Genomic DNA, 17,982 nt, shown 5'->3' on the forward strand with positions numbered 1-17,982 from the left:
AAGGCAAGGGCAAGCTAACAGATAGCCCCTTGCTTATTGCTTAACAAGTAAATCTGTGTGCTTTTCAAATTGCGTTGCTGTTTGCTTTATAAAGGCTTGTAGGCGGGCAAAGTCATTCTGGCTAATCCCGCCTTGAGGCGCTTTGCCACCTAACTTTCCAAGATCCACATGAGGATAATGTCCATAACCCGCTAATAGGCAATACCATGATATTGCCGGATAGAAGCTCTGCATGCCGCGTTCTTGCAAAATAGGCGTAATGTCTTTTTTCTGTTCCCACGCATCAAGTACGGCCTGTAAGTTCGCTGAAATATCGCTGATTTGCCGGCAATCTTGCCAGTACTGGCTAGAGGTTTTTCTATTCACTTTATAGTGACACACAATATAGTCACGAATACCTTCGTAACGTTGGCTTACCGCGTTATTGAAAGCGTGTTGGTCCTGGTCTTGATAATCGCCTTTTTTAAAGCAAGTTAAAAATAGTCCAATGGAATCCATGACTAAGTGAAGTGCAGTAGCTTCTAAAGGTTCTATAAAGCCTTGCGCGAGTCCAATCGCCATCACGTTATTTTTCCAAGCTTGTTTGACCTGGCCCACCTTCATCTTAATGTGGCGGGCTTTTACCCCTTCTGCTGGTGGTGTTTTGTTTTTGCATAAATGTTCACGCAGTTCATGCTCAGCAGCTTCAAAACTGGTGTATTGACTGCTAAATACGTAGCCATTACCGCTACGATGAGTTAGCGGGATATGCCAGGCCCACCCATATTTAAGCGCGGTGGCTTTGGTCTGCGCCAATAAGGGACTAGCTTCCTCACTTGGAATAGCCACCGCACTATCGTTAAACAGGTTGCCGGCAAAAGAAGTAAAGCCAACTTGTTGGTGTTGCTGCAACAAATAACTAGCAAAGCCAGAGGCGTCAATAAAAAAATCAGCTTCTATAACGCGCTTGTCTTCTAGTTGCATTTTTGTGACATTGCCATATTCATCGTCAACAGCGCTTATAAACTTTCCTTGAATATGTTCAATCCCAAGCTGCCGGCCTTTTTCTGCCAAAAATTGACCTAACTTGTTAGCGTCAAAATGATAAGCATAGTTAATAGGAATGTGTGCTTTGCCTTTGAGCGTTTTAGGTCCAAGACCTTGGCTACTAAGAAGATAGGCCAGAAAAAAATGATCAGGGTTCACTTCGACCTTGGCTCCAAAATGTTTAGCCATACAGTTTGCTAAAAATGGACCTGCAGTTTGACGATCAATAATTGAAGGAAAAGGGTGAAAATAACGGTTGTTATCAAGGTGCTCCGTCCAATCTACAAAACTAATGCCATTTTTATAGGTTGCATTACATTGTGGCATCCATTCACTTTCGGCAATATTAAGATTCTCAAAAAATCGCTTAAGATGAGGAGTTGAGCCCTCACCCACGCCAATGGTTCCAATAGTTGGACTTTCAACCAAGGTGATCGAAAAACCATCATTTTTAAGGGCATGTTGTAGTGCCGCCGCGGTCATCCAGCCCGCAGTGCCACCACCTAATATTGCAATCTTTTTCATAAACTACTTATAAGCCAATCATTTTGTTTAAGGCAATATACTTATTATTCGTCATTGTCTTGAGCACCACATGAGCGCCTAACGATGAGTTCTGGTTGCATCAAAATATCATCAACACTCTCATTTTTGATGAGTTTTAATAAGTTGCTCACTAATAATTTCCCCGCCAATACCGTATTTTGCTGAACCGTGGTAATAGTGGGTGTTGAATATCCACTTACTTGGATATTGTCATAGCCAACAACAGCAATGTCTTCGGGCACCCTTAACTCTTTTTCTCGAATTGCTCGAATAGCGCCAATAGCCATAAGATCTGATGCACAAACAATTGCATCGGGCTGTTTATCCTTGCTTAATGTATCAAGTATTTTGATAGCGGCTAAATAGCCGTCGGTCTCTGTCGAAATTGCATCAACTTGCATCAACATGGCGTCTTTCAAACCAACGTACTCAATGGCGCTGACGCAACCCAGATACCTTGCCTGTAGTTCAGGTGCACTGTCACCTGCTTCGCCAATAAAGGCAAAACTTCGATGGCCCAGAGTAAGTAAATGTTGAGTGATCATATAGCCACCCTGATAATTATCTGAACCAATAGAAATGCCCGGATGATTTTTGTCAGGCGCCCCCAGCGCAAGAAATGAGTCTCTTGGTCCTCGAGCTGTGAAAGTTTATATTCGTAATCAGTGTAGTTACCGTAACCTAATAATATGAGCCCATCGGCTTTGTTACTATCTTCGTATACGGCATGCCAGTCATCATTAAGGTTTTGAAAGGATACAAGCAAGTCATAGCCCGCGGCGGCGGTCGCTTTTGTGATACTGCCTAACATACTTATAAAAAACGGGTTTATTGAGCTGTCGTCAGAGGTTGGGTCATCAAACAATAATAGGGCGAGTGTTTTACTCTGTTGCTTGCGTAAGTTACTCGCGTTTTTGTCTACTTTGTAGTTTATTTCCTTGGCGATTTTTTTTATACGTTCACGGGTTTCAGGATTTACTAAAGGACTATCGCTCAATGCTCGAGACACTGTAGACTGGGAAACACCGGCCATATGGGCGATATCAAATGATGTTGCTTTACTTTTCATTGGCGTCTATATGTGGGTATTTATGCATGTTTTATACACTAGTGCGACTCGGTTGTTCAAGTCTTATGTTTTTCAGTAACATTTGCGAATAAGCTATTATGCTCATAGCAAGGGAGTGATATACTCAACGTTTATGCATAACATTACGAAAATAAGGAATGCCGATTTATGGCCGAGACAGACAGTCGTCCGACCAACTTTATTCGCCAAATAATTGAAAAAGATTTAGCCTCGGGTAAACATTCTCAAGTGGCAACACGTTTCCCACCTGAACCAAATGGCTACCTTCATATTGGCCACGCAAAATCTATTTGCTTAAATTTTGGCATTGCCGAAGATTATCAAGGCACCTGCAATTTACGTTTCGACGATACCAATCCTGAAAAAGAGAATATTGATTATGTAAACTCAATAAAAAATGACGTTTCATGGTTGGGTTTTTCGTGGAATAAAGACATTCGTTTTTCTTCAGACTACTTTGAACAACTGCACGGCTTTGCCGTAGAGCTAATCGAAAAGGGTTTAGCCTATGTTGACTTTAGTGACCACGAAGCAGTCAGAGAGATGCGCGGGACCTTAAAGCAACCAGGGACAAATAGCCCATACAGAGACACCAGCGTAGCAGAAAATCTACAACACTTCGAAAAAATGCGCTTAGGTGAATATCAAGAAGGGCAGTGCAGCTTGCGGGCAAAAATCGATATGGCATCGCCTTTTATGTGCATGCGCGATCCCATTATCTACCGTGTTAAATTTGCCCACCATCACCAAACCGGTGATAGTTGGTGCATTTATCCGATGTATGATTTTACACATTGCATTTCAGATGCTATTGAAGGCATCACGCATTCCTTATGTACTTTAGAGTTTCAAGATAATCGTCGTCTTTACGACTGGGTTATTGACAATATCACAATTGATTGCACACCCCATCAATATGAGTTTAGTCGCTTAAATCTAGAATATACCGTTTTAAGTAAACGTCGTTTAATTCAGTTGGTGAGCGAGAACTATGTTTCTGGTTGGGACGATCCGAGAATGCCAACCATTGCCGGTCTGCGACGTCGCGGTTATACCCCCGCGGCATTGCGTGAATTTTGTAAACGCATTGGTGTGACTAAAATGGACAACATGGTCGAAATGAGCATGTTAGAAGCCTGTATTCGTGAAGAATTAAATGAAAGTGCGCCTCGGCGCATGGCTGTGCTTGATCCAATAAAAGTGATTATCGAGAATTATCCTGAAGATAAGCTAGAAATGTTGACAGCGCCCAACCATCCGAATCATCCCGAGATGGGCATACGAGAGGTACCCTTCACGCGTGAGTTGTATATTGAAGCCGAAGATTTTAGAGAATCGGCCAATAAAAAATTCAAGCGTTTAGTGATTGGTAAAGAAGTGCGTTTGAGAAACGCCTACTTCCTAAAGGCTGAGCGTTTCGACGCAGACGAAAACGGGAAGGTAACTTGCGTTTATTGTTCTTATGACGATAGCACATTGGGCAAAGATCCAGAAGATGGACGCAAAGCCAAAGGTGTTATTCATTGGGTTAGTGTTAGCAAAGGCGTCGCCGCAGAAGTGCGTTTATATGACCGTTTGTTTAACGTGGCCAATCCTGGAGGAAGTGAAGAGTTTACCCAAAGTATTAATCCCAATTCGTTGGTAAAGAAACAAGGCTTTGTTGAACCGTCGCTTACTGAGGGTGAGCATGGTCAAGGGTTTCAGTTTGAACGAACTGGTTATTTTAGTGTTGATAGTGACAGTAGTCGTGATAATTTAATATTTAATCGCACTGTAGAGCTGCGTGATACGTGGGCCAAAATAGAGCATAAATAGCCACTAGATGAATTTAAGGCATAGATAAAAATGGTCACCTTGAAGGTGACCATTTTTGTTAGTGTGCTTTTTTGGGTTGGCAGTCTAAGGACTTACCAGTAATACCGCGGCTAATGTCAGACATTAAATAAACATAGCTGGGCATAATGTCTGCAGGTGTTTTCAGAGATTTTGGGTCTTCTGCTGGGTAGGCTTTGGAACGCATGTCTGTACGTGTTGCACCAGGATTAATACAATTAAAACGCACAAGGCTGTTTTTGTGTTCATCGGCAAGGACCTGCATCATTCCTTCTGTAGCAAATTTAGAGATTGCGTAAGTCCCCCAAAATGCTCGGCCTTCTCGCCCTACAGAAGAGCTTGTAAAGACAACTGAAGCCAATTTCGTACGCTTAAGAAGTGGCAACATGGCTTGAACTATTAGAAAATGACTTTTTACATTTGTTTGCATTACATCATCATATTCACTTTCTTTAATTTGACCAAAGGGACATAAACTACCCAATATACTTGCATTCAATAAGATGCCATCGAGCTTCTTATATTGGTCCTCGATTGTACTGGCTAGACCCTGATAGTCAGATGCCCGGGCCCCTTTTAAATCTAAGGGCACGATGGCTGGTTGTTGTATATTTATATCGCTTGTCTGCAAAGCCATTATCTCGTCATAAACAGCTTCGAGTTTTGCTACTGTTCTGCCCAACAAAATAACTTGTGCACCCGCTTTTGCGTAGGTCAGCGCCGCTTGTCTGCCAATTCCGGCACCTGCACCGGTAACTAAAATTGTTTTGTTTGCTAAACTTTTTTCGTGAATTTGAAATGCCAAATGTGGATATTGTTCAACCATGCTCACTTCTTCATTTATTAAACCGCTCGAATAGTACATCAGAATTTCGGTGAGCTAAAGTATTACAGCGTTTTACGGCGTTTGCGTCACAAATTTGCAAAACTTTATCACATTAGATTTACAAACACTTTGCAAAGTGGACACAAAGTCAATAATATAGACATAATATTAACTGGTCGTACAAGTTGTTTGGTACAAAAGCCTTCTTTCAACGTATGAAGTATCACTTTTACGACACAAATATCTACAAGCGATGTAGGGAGTTAGAATGAAAAAACTGTTAGTTAGTACAAGTATTTTAGCGGCACTAGGTTTATCTGGCTGTGGTGGCGAAACGATTGAAGATCTCCAAAGCGAAACGCAACAGCAAACAGCCGTTTCAAGAATTGTATTCGACCCAGCTAATGGCAATTTGAATATACCCAACGATTTACTTATGCTACCTGGAGACGACGGCTTTTTTGATTATACATTAAACATTCCGGTTGACGATCCAAGTGACTTTTCTGACCCACAAAACGCACTTAACGTGTTAGACGGTTGGTCAACGAACCATCCTTTTCAATTAAATGTTGAAGTCGCCACTGGCGTAAGTCTAGACGCTTCTACTTTATCTGCTGGTATTAGCATTTATGAAGCCACTCTCGGATTAGATTTGGCTGATGCAGATTGTAGAGCTGTTGCGATACCCAGTGCCGGCTGCAAGATGGGCGATAGGCTCACCTTTGGCGTTGATTATGTATTATCTTTAGCTGACGATGATTCAATTAACGTTGTACCGCTTAAACCATTAAAAGCGGCTCAAGGTTATATGCTGGTAATGACTGATAAACTGAAGGATTCTTCTGGGAAGAGTGTTCAAGGTTCTACAACTTGGGATTTAGTAAAACAGGATATTGCTACAAACCCATTGTCTTCTGCGTCGCAATTGCAACTACAGGGTCTGGTCAATACCTATATTGATAGCTTGGCAACTGTTGGTTTTACGCGTGAAGAAATAAGCTACGTTCAAGTCTTTACAACTCAATCAACCGACACGGTTTTATCTACAATTAAACAATTACAAATCGGTGAGTTTGCACAACGAATGGCGCTAGCGCCAGCTACTGCGCCCGCGGCGCTGCCAGCAATTAGTATTACAGCAATGGCTGACAGTGGCAATGCAATGGAGAAGCTTGGGGTTATCTCTAGTGCCGCTATCACTGAGGCAATTGCAGATGCGGTTGAAGATAGCGATGCACTCCAAGCAATTGAAAGCGCGATTAATGCTACGAACTTTGATTCGTTGACAACATGTAACGGGCTATTAGTTGCTGCTAGCGGTTCGTTTATGGCGTCAACAGGGCAAACCTTTGGCTCGCCTGCAGTAGATGGCGGCATTGATGCCTTAGCGCAAGGCGTAGGCCAAGGAGCATTACAGCAAGCAGGCCCACTATGTGCCGCAACCTTGTTTGAAGGCAATGTTTCTTTACCTTATTATTCGCCCGTACCTAGGCAAGACAACCCACTTGCTCCGGTTAACGAGTTTTGGGAATCAGCCTGTACTTCGGGCATTATTTTAGCCAACGCAGGCGATGCATTACAAGTAGCCACGCCAGGTCCAAATGCCGAAATGTGTCAGTTAGGTGGTTTGAATGATGTTCGTATCAATGATCAAAAAATAGACCCCGCGCGCAACTTAACTAAGTTTTCACCGATTCCACAAATGAAGGGTAGAGTAGATGGCGCCGAAACCTTAGATGTGCAAATGACGATTCCAAATCCGACAGTAGCAGGCGCATTAGGATTTCAAATTAGTATGCCTGATGGTGGCTGGCCAGTGGTTATGCTAGTCCATGGCATTACCTCTAAAAAAGAAGATATGTTGTCTATCTCAGGCAGCTTGGCCTTAGCTGGATTTGCCACGGTAGCCATTGACCAACCGATTCACGGTAGTCGCGGATTCGACCTTACTGGCAATGGGATCGACGATTTAAACGCTTCTTCGGTCAGTGCCACGCATTTCTTAAATCTTGGTAGTTTGCCAACAGCTCGTGATAATACCCGACAAGCGGTCGCTGATTTACTTGGGGTTCGTTTAGGCTTAAATGCGGTAATTGATATGACCGAAACGGGCATGGTAAATGTGAATAGTGGTGATGTTTCGGTTATGGGGGTGTCTTTAGGCGCCATTACTGGTGGAATGTTCGCGTCAGTAGCAAACACGCCATTTACAGGTGACCTCGCTCCGCTTTCACCAATGTACAGCGTACAAGCTGCTTCATTAGAATCTCCTGGTGGTGGCTTAGCAACATTTTTACTTGAATCGGCTAGCTTTGGTCCATTGGTGAAAGGCTCCTTATTGTCGCAAGCCTCACCTGAGTTTCAAGCAGCAATCATGGCCACGTATGGCACAACCGACATTACAGAAGCACAGTTAGTTGCACTAACCCAAGGCTTTTTAGCTGAGTTGAGCGCTGAACAAACAGCACAAATAAATGCTATTTTTGCTCAGTTTGCTTTTGCTGCGCAAACAGTGACCGATTCGTCAGATCCTGTAAACTATTTCACTACCCTTGGCCAAAACACGCCGGTTCATATGATGACGGTAGTAGGAGACGGTACTGATGCAAACAAGTCTGACCAGGTTATTCCGATTACCACTAGTTTGCCGCTGTCGGGTCAATTACCATTAGCGCAATTGATGCAACTTGAAGAAATCGTTGCAACTAAAATGCTAGAAAGTGGCATTAGCGGGATCGTTAAGTTTAATCAAGGTGTTCATGGTAGTAGTTTAAACCCTGTGCCAAACTCAGACGTAACGGTTGAAATGCAAACCCAAGTGGCAGGCTATTTGAAGTCGAAAGCGACGGTATTGCCAATTACTAACACAGATGTTATTCAATAATACTAAGCTACACGAAGAAACCCGTCTTTGAGGCGGGTTTTTTTGTGACTTTTTATTGATAAATGGAAGCGAGAAGGGCTTAAGGATTGGTCTAGCATGTATTGACGTAAAATTCCGGAACCTTAAACCCTTATAATTACCAGTCCCCAAAAATGCCTTCTTCATATATACTGTCGACCGCGTGCAGGAAATGAGAGAAAATGAAATCATTTTCTAGGTCTTTAATAAAGTCACCCCATATTTGTGGGTAGTAACATAAAATTATGGAGTATTTGTTTGAATTTTTTATTTGAATACGGTTTGTTTTTTGCCAAGGCAATCACAATTGTCGTCGCAATAATCGCTGTCTTGGTAGTGATTGTTTCATTAGCGGCCAAGCAGAAACCAGGAGGGAGCGGTAATCTAGAATTGGAATCTTTATCTGAAAGCTTTGACGAGCTCGAAACAATGGGTAAAGAAGCCTTGCTCAACAAAGATGAGTTAAAGCAATTTCACAAAGATGAAAAGAAGAAAAAAAGAAAAAAGATAAAGCTAGCGATAAAGACAAGGCTGATAAAACAAAACAAAATAACCTATTCGTGGTTGATTTTAATGGCTCTTCGATGGCCAAAGAAGTCGACACACTAAGAAAGGAAATCACTGCCATACTATGCATCGCTAAAGAAGGTGATGAAGTCTTAGTGAAAGTTGAAAGCGGCGGTGGAGTTGTGCATGGATACGGGCTTGCTGCATCGCAATTGAAACGTATTCGCGATAAAGGCATTAAACTGACCATTAGCATCGACAAAATTGCGGCAAGTGGAGGCTATATGATGGCCTGCGTTGCTGATAGAGTCATTGCAGCTCCATTTGCCATTGTAGGATCAATTGGTGTCATTGCGCAGTTACCCAACTTTAATAAGTTGCTGAAAAAGAATGATATTGATTTTGAACTACATACCGCAGGTCAGTTTAAAAGAACGCTTACCTTATTTGGGGAGAACTCAGATGAAGGACGTGAGAAGTTTCAAGCTGAACTTGAAGACGTGCATCAAATGTTTAAAACTTTCGTTGCCGAAAACAGACCAGATATCAATATTGATACTGTTGCAACCGGCGAATATTGGTATGGAACAAAAGCAAAAGAGTTAAACCTAGTCGACGATATTCAAACTTCTGATGACTTTTTAATGCAGGCGAATGAAGCGTTCAAAATGTTCACACTTAAATACGCAGCAAAGAAAACCTTTGCGCAGAAATTAGGGCTCGCTGTATCCCAAGGAATTGAGAATGGGTTATCTGCGGTCTTGACGAATGTGCGTAGTTGGCGCGTATAAGTAAAAACTTAAGATAAAGAAAAGCCGCTTGTAAAAGAAGCGGCTTTTTCGTTTACTGCATAACACTACAAAAGCGAAGGAGCTAAGCTATCGTGGGGCTTTGGCACCAGGATTTGCAGCTTGTATTTGTTGGGTATAAAAATCTTTCACTGAAAAACCTTTGTTGCTAGGTTTTTTGGCAGCTTTCTTAGCCGCTTTCTTTTCAGGTGCTTTAGTTGCTGTGGCTTTTTTGGCTGGCGCGGGTTTCGCTGGTGCAGACTCTGGTTTACTGTTAGCTAATTCAGCGGTCATTTCTTCCAATTGTGCTAAACGAACGTTTTTACCGCCATCAACGCTATACCAGCCGCCTTTTGATTCAATAGTCGGCGCTTTGCCATGTGCTTTGGTAAACGCTTGGGTAAAATTATCTATTACGGTATCTTTGTCTAGTTTGCTCATTGGTAAATATGCACCTTTACTTGTTTAAATAATGTTAATATTTAACAAGTTATACCTAAAATATATGAATTTGTCTAATTTCTTACTTAAAGGAGTGAAAATTGTTACTGAATGACCTCATCAATATCCTAGATACAGAACTAGGAAGTGCGAATATAAGTGATTATTGCCCCAATGGATTGCAGGTCGAAGGGCGCCAACAAGTAAATAAAATAGTGACCGGTGTGACTGCAAATTTGGCTTTGATAAAAAAAGCGATAGCAGTAAACGCAGATGCCATTTTAGTTCATCACGGTTATTTTTGGAAAGGTGAAAATCAAGCTATTGTGGGAATGAAAAAAAATCGTATTGCACATCTGCTGGCGAACGATATTAGTTTGCTTGCCTATCATTTGCCTCTCGATGTTCACCCTCATTTCGGCAACAACGCGCAACTAGGCTCCGTACTTAAAGTGAAAAATATTGAAGCGCTTGAAACAACTAAGCCTTATGGGATTATAATGGCCGGCCATTTAGAAAGCCCCATGACCCACAATGAGCTTAGTTTGTTACTAGAATCAAAGTTGCATCGGGCAAGCCTTAGTATAGGCAATAAGCAAGACATATCAACGATTGCATGGTGTACAGGAGGTGGTCAAAACTTTATCGATGATGTCGCAGGCAGACAACTCAATGGTAAAGCAATTGATGCATTTATTTCGGGCGAAATATCGGAACAAACAACACACAGTGCAATTGAGCAAAATATTGACTACTTTGCGGCGGGACATCATGCAACCGAGCGTTATGGCGTAAAAGCGTTGGGCGAATGGTTACAGCAAAATCAGTCAATAGATGTCGAATTTGTCGATATAGACAACCCAGCGTAAAAATATATGACTACACTATTAAAATGAATACTCCTCGTAGCAGTTTCGACGGTATTGTCGATAAATTTGACCAAAACATTTATGGCACCAGTAAAGGGCGCTTGCGGCATGAATTATTACTGCATTTTTTGTCATCAGCTATTGAATCTGCGCCAATGGATGTACTTGATTTAGGTGGAGGCAGCGGCGTCATGGCGCTTGAGTTTGCGAAAAGAGGTCATAGGGTAACCATTTTTGATATATCCAATGACATATTAACGACTGCAAGACAGCGTTTACATGAATACCCAAACACCCAGTTTGTGTTAGGCGACGTAAATGACATACAGGCGAGTATCAAAACTAAGTTTGACTTTGTCATTTGTCACGCGGTACTAGAATGGTTAAATGAACCCTTCGACGCATTAGATAAAATACCGCTATTGCTCGCACGGTCAGGGCGAGCTTCGTTGTCATTTTTCAATCATGATGCAAAAGTGTTTTCGAACTTGCTGTATGCAAATTTTGATTATGTAGAGAAAGGTTTGCCAGCAAAAAATACCGTCAGGTTGAATCCTCACAATGCGCAAAAGCCAACAGAGGTATTGGCGTATTTAGCGCAAAAAGAAGAAGTGGATATCTTACAAAGTAGGGGAATTAGGTGTTTTCACGATTACATTATGGATAAATCAAAGATTGAAACACAGTATCAGCAACTCTTAGAAATGGAAATTAAGTATAGCGATGCCGAGCCATACAAATGGCTCGGTAAATATTTTCATATTATGCTTCAAGCGCGTTGATTATGTCATTTTCAATTGCTTCGGGTTTCGTTGCTGTTGCATAACGTTTTTGCACACTACCGTCTTTAGCAACTAAAAATTTAGTGAAATTCCACTTAATTCTTTTACTTCCTAATATGCCAGGTGCACTCTTTTTTAAACTTACAAATATAGGATGTGTATTGTCGCCATTGACGTCGACTTTTGTCGATAAATCAAAGCTTACGCCAAAATTTAACTCGCAAAACTGTTCTATATCGGCGTCGCTACCAGGCTCTTGTCCACCAAATTGGTCACAAGGGAACGCTATAATTTCAAAACCTTTGTCTTTATGTTTCTGATAGAGCTCCTCTAAACCTTTGTATTGAGGCGTAAATCCGCATTTGCTAGCAGTATTGACAATGAGCACTACCTTTCCTGCATAGTCCCCTAAAGAAACGGTTTCGCCTTTGTTGTTGGTATAAGATAGGTTGTGTATTGAGTTAGTCATAGGCGCCAGATAAGCTATTTATATGTGCCACTAGAATAGCATTATAGAAAAACGCATGCATTAGCTGTTTGTCATAACGAACAAGTTTTGTAATTTACTGAAATCCAAATTGTGTCTTAATATGATCAAGTTTTATTTGGTTTTTCGGTGACAAAGAGACACTCGTGAGTTCTTTATATAAGGCATCAGCATGCAAGCCTTTAAATTCTTGTTTATGGGTTTGGGCCATGCATTGTAATAAGTTCAAGGAAAATGCTGGGATTCCGGGAAACAACTTATAAGACTTGAAAAAATAATTAATTGCTTCAAGAAACTCACCTTTCTTATAAAGCTTATTACCTTTGTCATTGCTTTGCAGTGCACGGTCTTTTTGTAGGTGATGGTTTTCTTCTATCGTGCTAATCATCTCTGCGCATATGTGCTTTTCTACGTGATTACTCTTGTGCATCAAGTAATCGTCGCATTCTTGCAATATTACGTTAGCTTTGTCGCTTTGACCAATGCCAAACCATACTTTGACAGCATCTATCATGGTACCCACTTGCAAATTAGTTTGAAGCGCAAATTCTCCAGATTTTTCCATCATTTTCTTGGCTCGGTCTTTATCGCCTTCAACGGTATATGCTAAGGCAAGCATATAATCCTTCTGCAATTGGGACTGACGGTCGTTTACCGTGCGCGCAGCTTTTCCGATAAGCTTACGGGCAGTCGACAAGTTTTCCTCCTTCTCTAGTCCTTTTGGCTCTGTATTATGTTTGTTGTGAGCGCTGTCTTCCTCTACCAGTGTTTCTGCCATTTGGATATGAAATCTCGCAAGTTCAAGTGCATATTCACTCATTCTGTCTTTTACACTTAGATTATTCTGGATCTTTTTTTCGAGTAGTACCTTTGCTTCGTCATTCTTTTTCTGCATCGTAAGTGCAAGCACTTTTAATCGTGTTGCTTGAATAGTTAATTCACTTTCTTTTATGTTATCAAGAATAATTTCTGCATCGTTGTATTGGGCTTTACCGATAGATACACTAGCTAACCACTCATAGGCTTTATCTTTAGTTAGGCTACGAGAGATTAGGTCGTTTAGCATCTTTTGGCACTGTTCCCATTGGCCAGTAAAAAATTCGCTTTTGATAAGCCCCCAATGTGCCCACAGTACATTCGACGATTTTTCCAGTATGCTAGAGTAGAGTGCAATGGCTTTAGGATACTGTTTTTCGATAAGCAGTAAACGCCCCTTGAGTTTTAGCAGATCGTTTGCAAAGCGTTTATTTGTATTTTGTTCAATCAATCTTGAAATGAGCTTAAGTGCTTCAGCGTTATTGTCTTGATTCATGTGTTGAAGAACCGGAAGTACCACTTTACGCAATTTGAGATAGTGCACTAAATTTACGCTGAAGCTTTTAATTGTGTAAGGCTTTATGAGAATAAAGTCAGGATGTAAGTCTAGGATCTGTCCTATCGTTTGAGGCGTGCCGTCAGAAGTGATAAAAACCAAACCGGTTGACGGTTTAAATAAATTACGATCGAGTAGGGTCGTGATCCATTCAACACCATTTTTACTTTGCCCTAGATGGTAATCCATCAATACAAGATCAAAATTATTGACGCGTAGTCCATTCTTTAATTCATTGCCATTGCTATAACTTGCGACATCAAAATGGTCTATGCCCATTAAATGACTGCGTAAATTAGTACGTGCGGTTGCGTTATCTTCTACAATGGCAACGCGCAAGGGTTTTACGAGTTGACCAGTATAGTGAGGGGCTGCAAGCATATTAATGAGAACCTTTAGCTAAAATAACGTCGGCGCTCGACTAAAAAAGCGCATGCGAAGAATATGAATCTATAAGGGTGTATCGGAAAATTACGATGATTTGTTAGGCAAAAATGCAATTATTGTTTTTCGCCATACTTTACAATAAACGTTAAAAACACTAACAGAAGATTTACAAGTCACCCCATCTTCATTTATAGTTTACGTTAACGTAAAGGTGAATGGTTGTCGATCAGGTCACTTAACCCAATAATTAACGTTTACTAACCAAGAGTGTTTACATGAATACAGTCGCCCAATTAATAAATGGCCATTTTGTAACATCGAAATCTTCTCAAGTTATCATGGTACAAAACCCAGCCACTAACGAAGATATTTCTAAAATCCCAGTCTCAACCCATAGTGATATGGACGCCGCCATTCAAAGCGCACAAATGGCGTTCACGACATGGAAGAAAGTACCTGTCTCAGAACGCGCAAGAGTGATGCTACGCTATCAGCATTTATTAAAAGAGCATCATGATGAAATTGCGACTATTTTATCAAAAGAAACCGGGAAAACTTTTGAAGATGCTAAAGGCGATGTGTGGCGGGGAATAGAAGTAGTAGAACAAGCCGCCAATGTGGCGTCGATGATGATGGGTGAAACGGTTGAAAATGTCGCCAAAAATATCGACACATATAGCATTATCCAACCTCTAGGAGTGTGTCTAGGTATCACGCCATTTAATTTCCCTGCGATGATTCCATTGTGGATGTTCCCGATGGCGATCGCTTGTGGCAATACATTTGTGTTGAAGCCTTCTGAGCAAGACCCTAATACGCCGATGAAATTAGCAGAGTTATTTATTGAAGCCGGCGCGCCAGCGGGTGTATTAAATATAGTGCATGGTGGCAAAGATGAGGTGAATTATTTGCTTGAACAAGAAGCAATAAAAGCGGTTTCTTTTGTTGGTAGTGTACCGGTTGGGCAACATATATACAGAACTGCAACGCAAAATATGAAAAGAGCACAGTGCTTTGCTGGTGCAAAAAACCATTCTGTCATTATGCCCGACGCCAACAAAGAGCAAGTCATTAATAATCTAGTTGGTGCCAGCGTAGGCGCAGCAGGACAAAGATGTATGGCCATTTCAGTAGCTGTATTTGTTGGCGAGAGTAAACAATGGATTGACGAGCTTGCAGAAAAAATTGGCGAAGTAAAGCCTGGTTTATGGAATGACGAGAAGGCGGGTTTTGGACCGCTAATTTCACCTCAAGCAAAAGCACGAGTTTTGTCACTCATCGACACTGGAAAACAAGAAGGGGCCACCTGTCTAGTTGATGGTTCTTCATTTAGCTTGGCCGGCTATGAGCAAGGTAATTGGGTTGGTCCTACTGTATTTAGCGATGTGACCACCGATATGCAAATTTACCAGCAAGAAATTTTTGGGCCTGTGTTATGTTGTATAAGCGTAGATACCTTGGCTGATGCTATAAAGCTAGTGAATGAAAATCCTTTCGGAAACGGTACATCGATATTCACCGCCAGTGGCGCTGCAGCAAGAAACTATCAAAGCAATGTTGAGGTAGGACAAGTGGGAATTAACGTGCCTATTCCGGTGCCGCTGCCGTTTTTCTCGTTTACAGGGTGGAAAAACTCTTTCTATGGTGATCTTCATGCCTATGGAAAACAGGCTGTCCGTTTTTATACTGAGACGAAAACAGTAACCGCTAGATGGTTTGATGATGAGAGTGTTCTTGGGCCAAACATGTCGATTAATTTACGTTAATTAATCTGATAATCAACAAAGTAAGGGTAAGCAATGAATTTTGAATTGACTGATGATCAAATTGCGTTTAGCCAGACCGCTAAGCAGTTTTCAGACCAAGAGTTAGCACCATATGCGGCAAAGTGGGATCGCGAACATTATTTTCCTGTGGAGGTGATTAGAAAAGCGGGAGAACTTGGTTTTTGTGGATTATACACACCACAAGACTCAGGTGGTTTGGGCTTATCTAGGTTAGATTCGTCGATTATATTTGAGCAACTTTCAATGGGATGCACTACGACCACCGCCATGCTCACTATACATAATATGGCTACATGGATGATTGCGAAATGGGGAAGCGTTGAGCTTAAAGCACAATGGATGGACGCGCTTGTGTCAGGCGAAAAATTAGCTAGTTATTGTTTAACAGAGCCCGGCAATGGGTCTGATGCAGCTAATATGAAAAGCAGTGCAAAACAGCAAGGGGATAATTTTGTATTAAATGGGGCTAAAGTCTTTATTTCAGGCGCAGGTGCTACTCAAGCACTTGTGGTTATGGCACGTACTGGCGGTGATGGTGCTGGTGGTGTTTCTGCTTTTTTTGTACCTGCAGACAGCAAAGGAATTGAATACGGAAAAGCTGAAGAGAAAATGGGCTGGAACGCACAGCCCACGCGCATGGTGAGTTTTGATAATGTCATTATTCCGAAGCATTTTCTATTAGGTGAGCTTGGTCAGGGCTTTAAGTTTGCTATGCAAGGACTTGATGGCGGGCGGATTAATATTGCTACATGTTCGATTGGTACCGCGCAACAAGCATTGAATACCGCCGCTGCCTATATGCAAGAGCGCGAGCAGTTTGGTAAGCCACTAAGTGCATTTCAAGCACTGCAGTTTAAACTTGCCGACATGGCGACAGAACTCGTAGCAGCAAGGCAGCTAGTGCGTTTGGCGGCAAGTAAACTGGATAATAATAATACTGACAAAAGCACCTATTGCGCGATGGCAAAACGCTTTGCTACTGATGTCGGCTTTGAGGTCTGTAACCAAGCGCTACAAATACATGGGGGTTATGGTTATATTAAAGAATATCCACTAGAGAGGCATGTACGAGATGTCCGAGTGCATCAAATTCTAGAAGGTACGAATGAAATCATGAGAGTGATTATCGCGCGTCGATTGCTTAGCGATTTACGTGAAGTCCTATAGGAGTGAAACGCGGGTGACAGATAAAATACGCACAACGATTCATGCTACGCAAGGTGAGTTCTCTATAGGCTGTATTAGCTTGCATAAGCCAAAAGCGCTAAATGCGCTTGACTTGGATATGGTGCAGGCGATTCAAAAACAATTGAAAAAATGGCGCAACGACCAAAACATTGGTGCCGTTTTTATTGACAGCGAGGGCGATAAAGCATTTTGTGCAGGAGGCGATATTGTGTCGATGTATCAAGCGATGCTTGAGCAAAAACAACAAGATCCTAATGCTTTACCGCCATTTATGGCACAATTTTTTGAACAAGAATACAGACTTGACTTTAGCATTCACAGTTTCCCTAAGCCCGTTATATGCTGGGGAAATGGCATTATTATGGGCGGAGGTTTGGGTATTTTTGCTGGCGCAAGCCATCGTATAGTTACTGAGTCTGCGCGGGTGGCTATGCCTGAAATTACGATAGGCTTGTTTCCTGATGTCGGCGCAAGTTACTTCCTGAATAAGATGCCTGCAGGTGTGGGTAAATTTTTGGGTCTAACGGGCGCGAGTATTAATGCTATAGACTGTGTTCGCATTGGACTGGCAAATGCCCATATTGCGCATGCCAAGAAAGCTTCTTTTCTTGATGCATTGCAATTGTTAACAAACATTAGTGAACAATCAATTAATGCGCTTATTCTTGATTTCCATAAAGCTGAATTGACATGTGAACCTTTCGTTAGTCTTGAAGGGAAGTTGAGTTCGATTATGGAAGCACTCGCTCCTTTGCAAACTATTGATGATGTATCACAGATAAATCAATTTCTAATTGCATTGCAGGCGCAATTCCCTGATGAAAAAATCGTCAGTAAAGCTATAGCAAGTTACAGCGAAGGGAGTCCAATAACAGCGCTGTTATTAATCGAGCAATTAAAGCGAGGGCATAACTTAAGTTTAGCTGAGTGTCTACAAATGGAGCTTAGCATGGCGTTTCAATGCAGTGTAGGGCGGGAGTTTCAAGAAGGCGTCAGAGCGCTTTTGATTGAAAAAGATAAGCTAGCAAAATGGACCTATAGAACGCACGAAGAAGTTCCGCCAGCGCTTATAAATGCGCATTTTACTTTCTTTGATGAACACGAAAGACCAAACCCACTACAATCATTAACCACCGAGTAAGGAGAAG

The 17,982-nt window shown here is 41.7% G+C and carries 12 protein-coding genes and 2 pseudogenes; 8 read left to right on the forward strand and 6 right to left on the reverse strand.

Features of this window, described 5'->3' with window-relative positions; genetic code table 11:
• Window positions 1-33: 33 nt before the first annotated feature.
• Together AC0L6H_RS14515 and AC0L6H_RS14520 are read right to left on the reverse strand one after the other, a co-directional pair.
• On the reverse strand, window positions 34-1,551 hold the full coding sequence (locus tag AC0L6H_RS14515) for a tryptophan halogenase family protein (RefSeq protein ID WP_473389808.1): 1,518 nt from the start codon (window positions 1,549-1,551) through the stop codon (window positions 34-36).
• Window positions 1,552-1,595: 44 nt separating this feature from the next.
• Window positions 1,596-2,641, reverse strand: a pseudogene (locus AC0L6H_RS14520) (LacI family DNA-binding transcriptional regulator).
• 168 nt (window positions 2,642-2,809) lie between these two features.
• On the opposite strand from AC0L6H_RS14520, the gene glnS reads away from it, so the two are divergent.
• The gene (gene glnS, locus AC0L6H_RS14525; protein ID WP_473389809.1) at window positions 2,810-4,477 is read left to right on the forward strand and encodes a glutamine--tRNA ligase; all 1,668 of its coding nucleotides are present in this window, start codon (window positions 2,810-2,812) and stop codon (window positions 4,475-4,477) included.
• 58 nt (window positions 4,478-4,535) lie between these two features.
• Here glnS and AC0L6H_RS14530 read toward each other — a convergent pair whose 3' ends face one another.
• A complete protein-coding gene (locus AC0L6H_RS14530; RefSeq protein ID WP_473389810.1) occupies window positions 4,536-5,321 on the reverse strand; it encodes a YciK family oxidoreductase in 786 nt (261 codons plus the stop codon).
• Between the two features lie 268 nt (window positions 5,322-5,589).
• Between AC0L6H_RS14530 and AC0L6H_RS14535 the strand changes: the two genes are divergently transcribed.
• Both AC0L6H_RS14535 and sohB read left to right on the forward strand, forming a co-directional pair.
• Window positions 5,590-8,208, forward strand: a complete 2,619-nt coding sequence (locus tag AC0L6H_RS14535) for a VolA/Pla-1 family phospholipase (protein ID WP_473389812.1) — start codon at window positions 5,590-5,592, stop codon at window positions 8,206-8,208.
• A 276-nt stretch (window positions 8,209-8,484) separates the two neighbouring features.
• A pseudogene (gene sohB / locus AC0L6H_RS14540) lies at window positions 8,485-9,524 on the forward strand (protease SohB).
• A gap of 87 nt (window positions 9,525-9,611) precedes the next feature.
• Here sohB and AC0L6H_RS14545 read toward each other — a convergent pair.
• Window positions 9,612-9,962, reverse strand: coding sequence for a hypothetical protein (locus AC0L6H_RS14545; RefSeq protein WP_473389813.1), 351 nt, complete (start codon window positions 9,960-9,962; stop codon window positions 9,612-9,614).
• A gap of 101 nt (window positions 9,963-10,063) precedes the next feature.
• Between AC0L6H_RS14545 and AC0L6H_RS14550 the strand changes: the two genes are divergently transcribed.
• Window positions 10,064-10,831: a Nif3-like dinuclear metal center hexameric protein gene (locus tag AC0L6H_RS14550; RefSeq protein ID WP_473389814.1), complete on the forward strand. Its 768-nt coding sequence runs from the start codon at window positions 10,064-10,066 to the stop codon at window positions 10,829-10,831.
• A 23-nt stretch (window positions 10,832-10,854) separates the two neighbouring features.
• On the forward strand, window positions 10,855-11,613 hold the full coding sequence (locus AC0L6H_RS14555) for a methyltransferase domain-containing protein (RefSeq protein ID WP_473389816.1): 759 nt from the start codon (window positions 10,855-10,857) through the stop codon (window positions 11,611-11,613).
• Here the strand turns inward: AC0L6H_RS14555 and AC0L6H_RS14560 are convergent.
• Both AC0L6H_RS14560 and AC0L6H_RS14565 read right to left on the reverse strand, forming a co-directional pair.
• Window positions 11,594-12,082 carry a glutathione peroxidase gene (locus AC0L6H_RS14560; RefSeq protein ID WP_473389818.1) on the reverse strand — a complete coding sequence of 163 codons (489 nt, stop codon included), beginning with the start codon at window positions 12,080-12,082 and terminating at the stop codon, window positions 11,594-11,596. The two genes, AC0L6H_RS14555 and AC0L6H_RS14560, sit on opposite strands and share 20 nt — an antisense overlap.
• A 94-nt stretch (window positions 12,083-12,176) precedes the next feature.
• Window positions 12,177-13,853, reverse strand: coding sequence for a response regulator (locus tag AC0L6H_RS14565; RefSeq protein WP_473389819.1), 1,677 nt, complete (start codon window positions 13,851-13,853; stop codon window positions 12,177-12,179).
• Between the two features lie 281 nt (window positions 13,854-14,134).
• On the opposite strand from AC0L6H_RS14565, the gene AC0L6H_RS14570 reads away from it, so the two are divergent.
• From AC0L6H_RS14570 to AC0L6H_RS14580, 3 genes are read left to right on the forward strand one after another with little or no spacing between them, the layout of a single operon-like run.
• Window positions 14,135-15,625: a CoA-acylating methylmalonate-semialdehyde dehydrogenase gene (locus tag AC0L6H_RS14570; RefSeq protein WP_473389820.1), complete on the forward strand. Its 1,491-nt coding sequence runs from the start codon at window positions 14,135-14,137 to the stop codon at window positions 15,623-15,625.
• Between the two features lie 33 nt (window positions 15,626-15,658).
• The gene (locus tag AC0L6H_RS14575; protein WP_473389822.1) at window positions 15,659-16,813 is read left to right on the forward strand and encodes an acyl-CoA dehydrogenase family protein; all 1,155 of its coding nucleotides are present in this window, start codon (window positions 15,659-15,661) and stop codon (window positions 16,811-16,813) included.
• 13 nt (window positions 16,814-16,826) lie between these two features.
• A complete protein-coding gene (locus AC0L6H_RS14580) occupies window positions 16,827-17,975 on the forward strand; it encodes an enoyl-CoA hydratase/isomerase family protein (RefSeq protein ID WP_473389823.1) in 1,149 nt (382 codons plus the stop codon).
• Window positions 17,976-17,982: the final 7 nt, after the last annotated feature.

The sequence above is a fragment of the Glaciecola sp. G7-5 genome, from assembly GCF_055808975.1.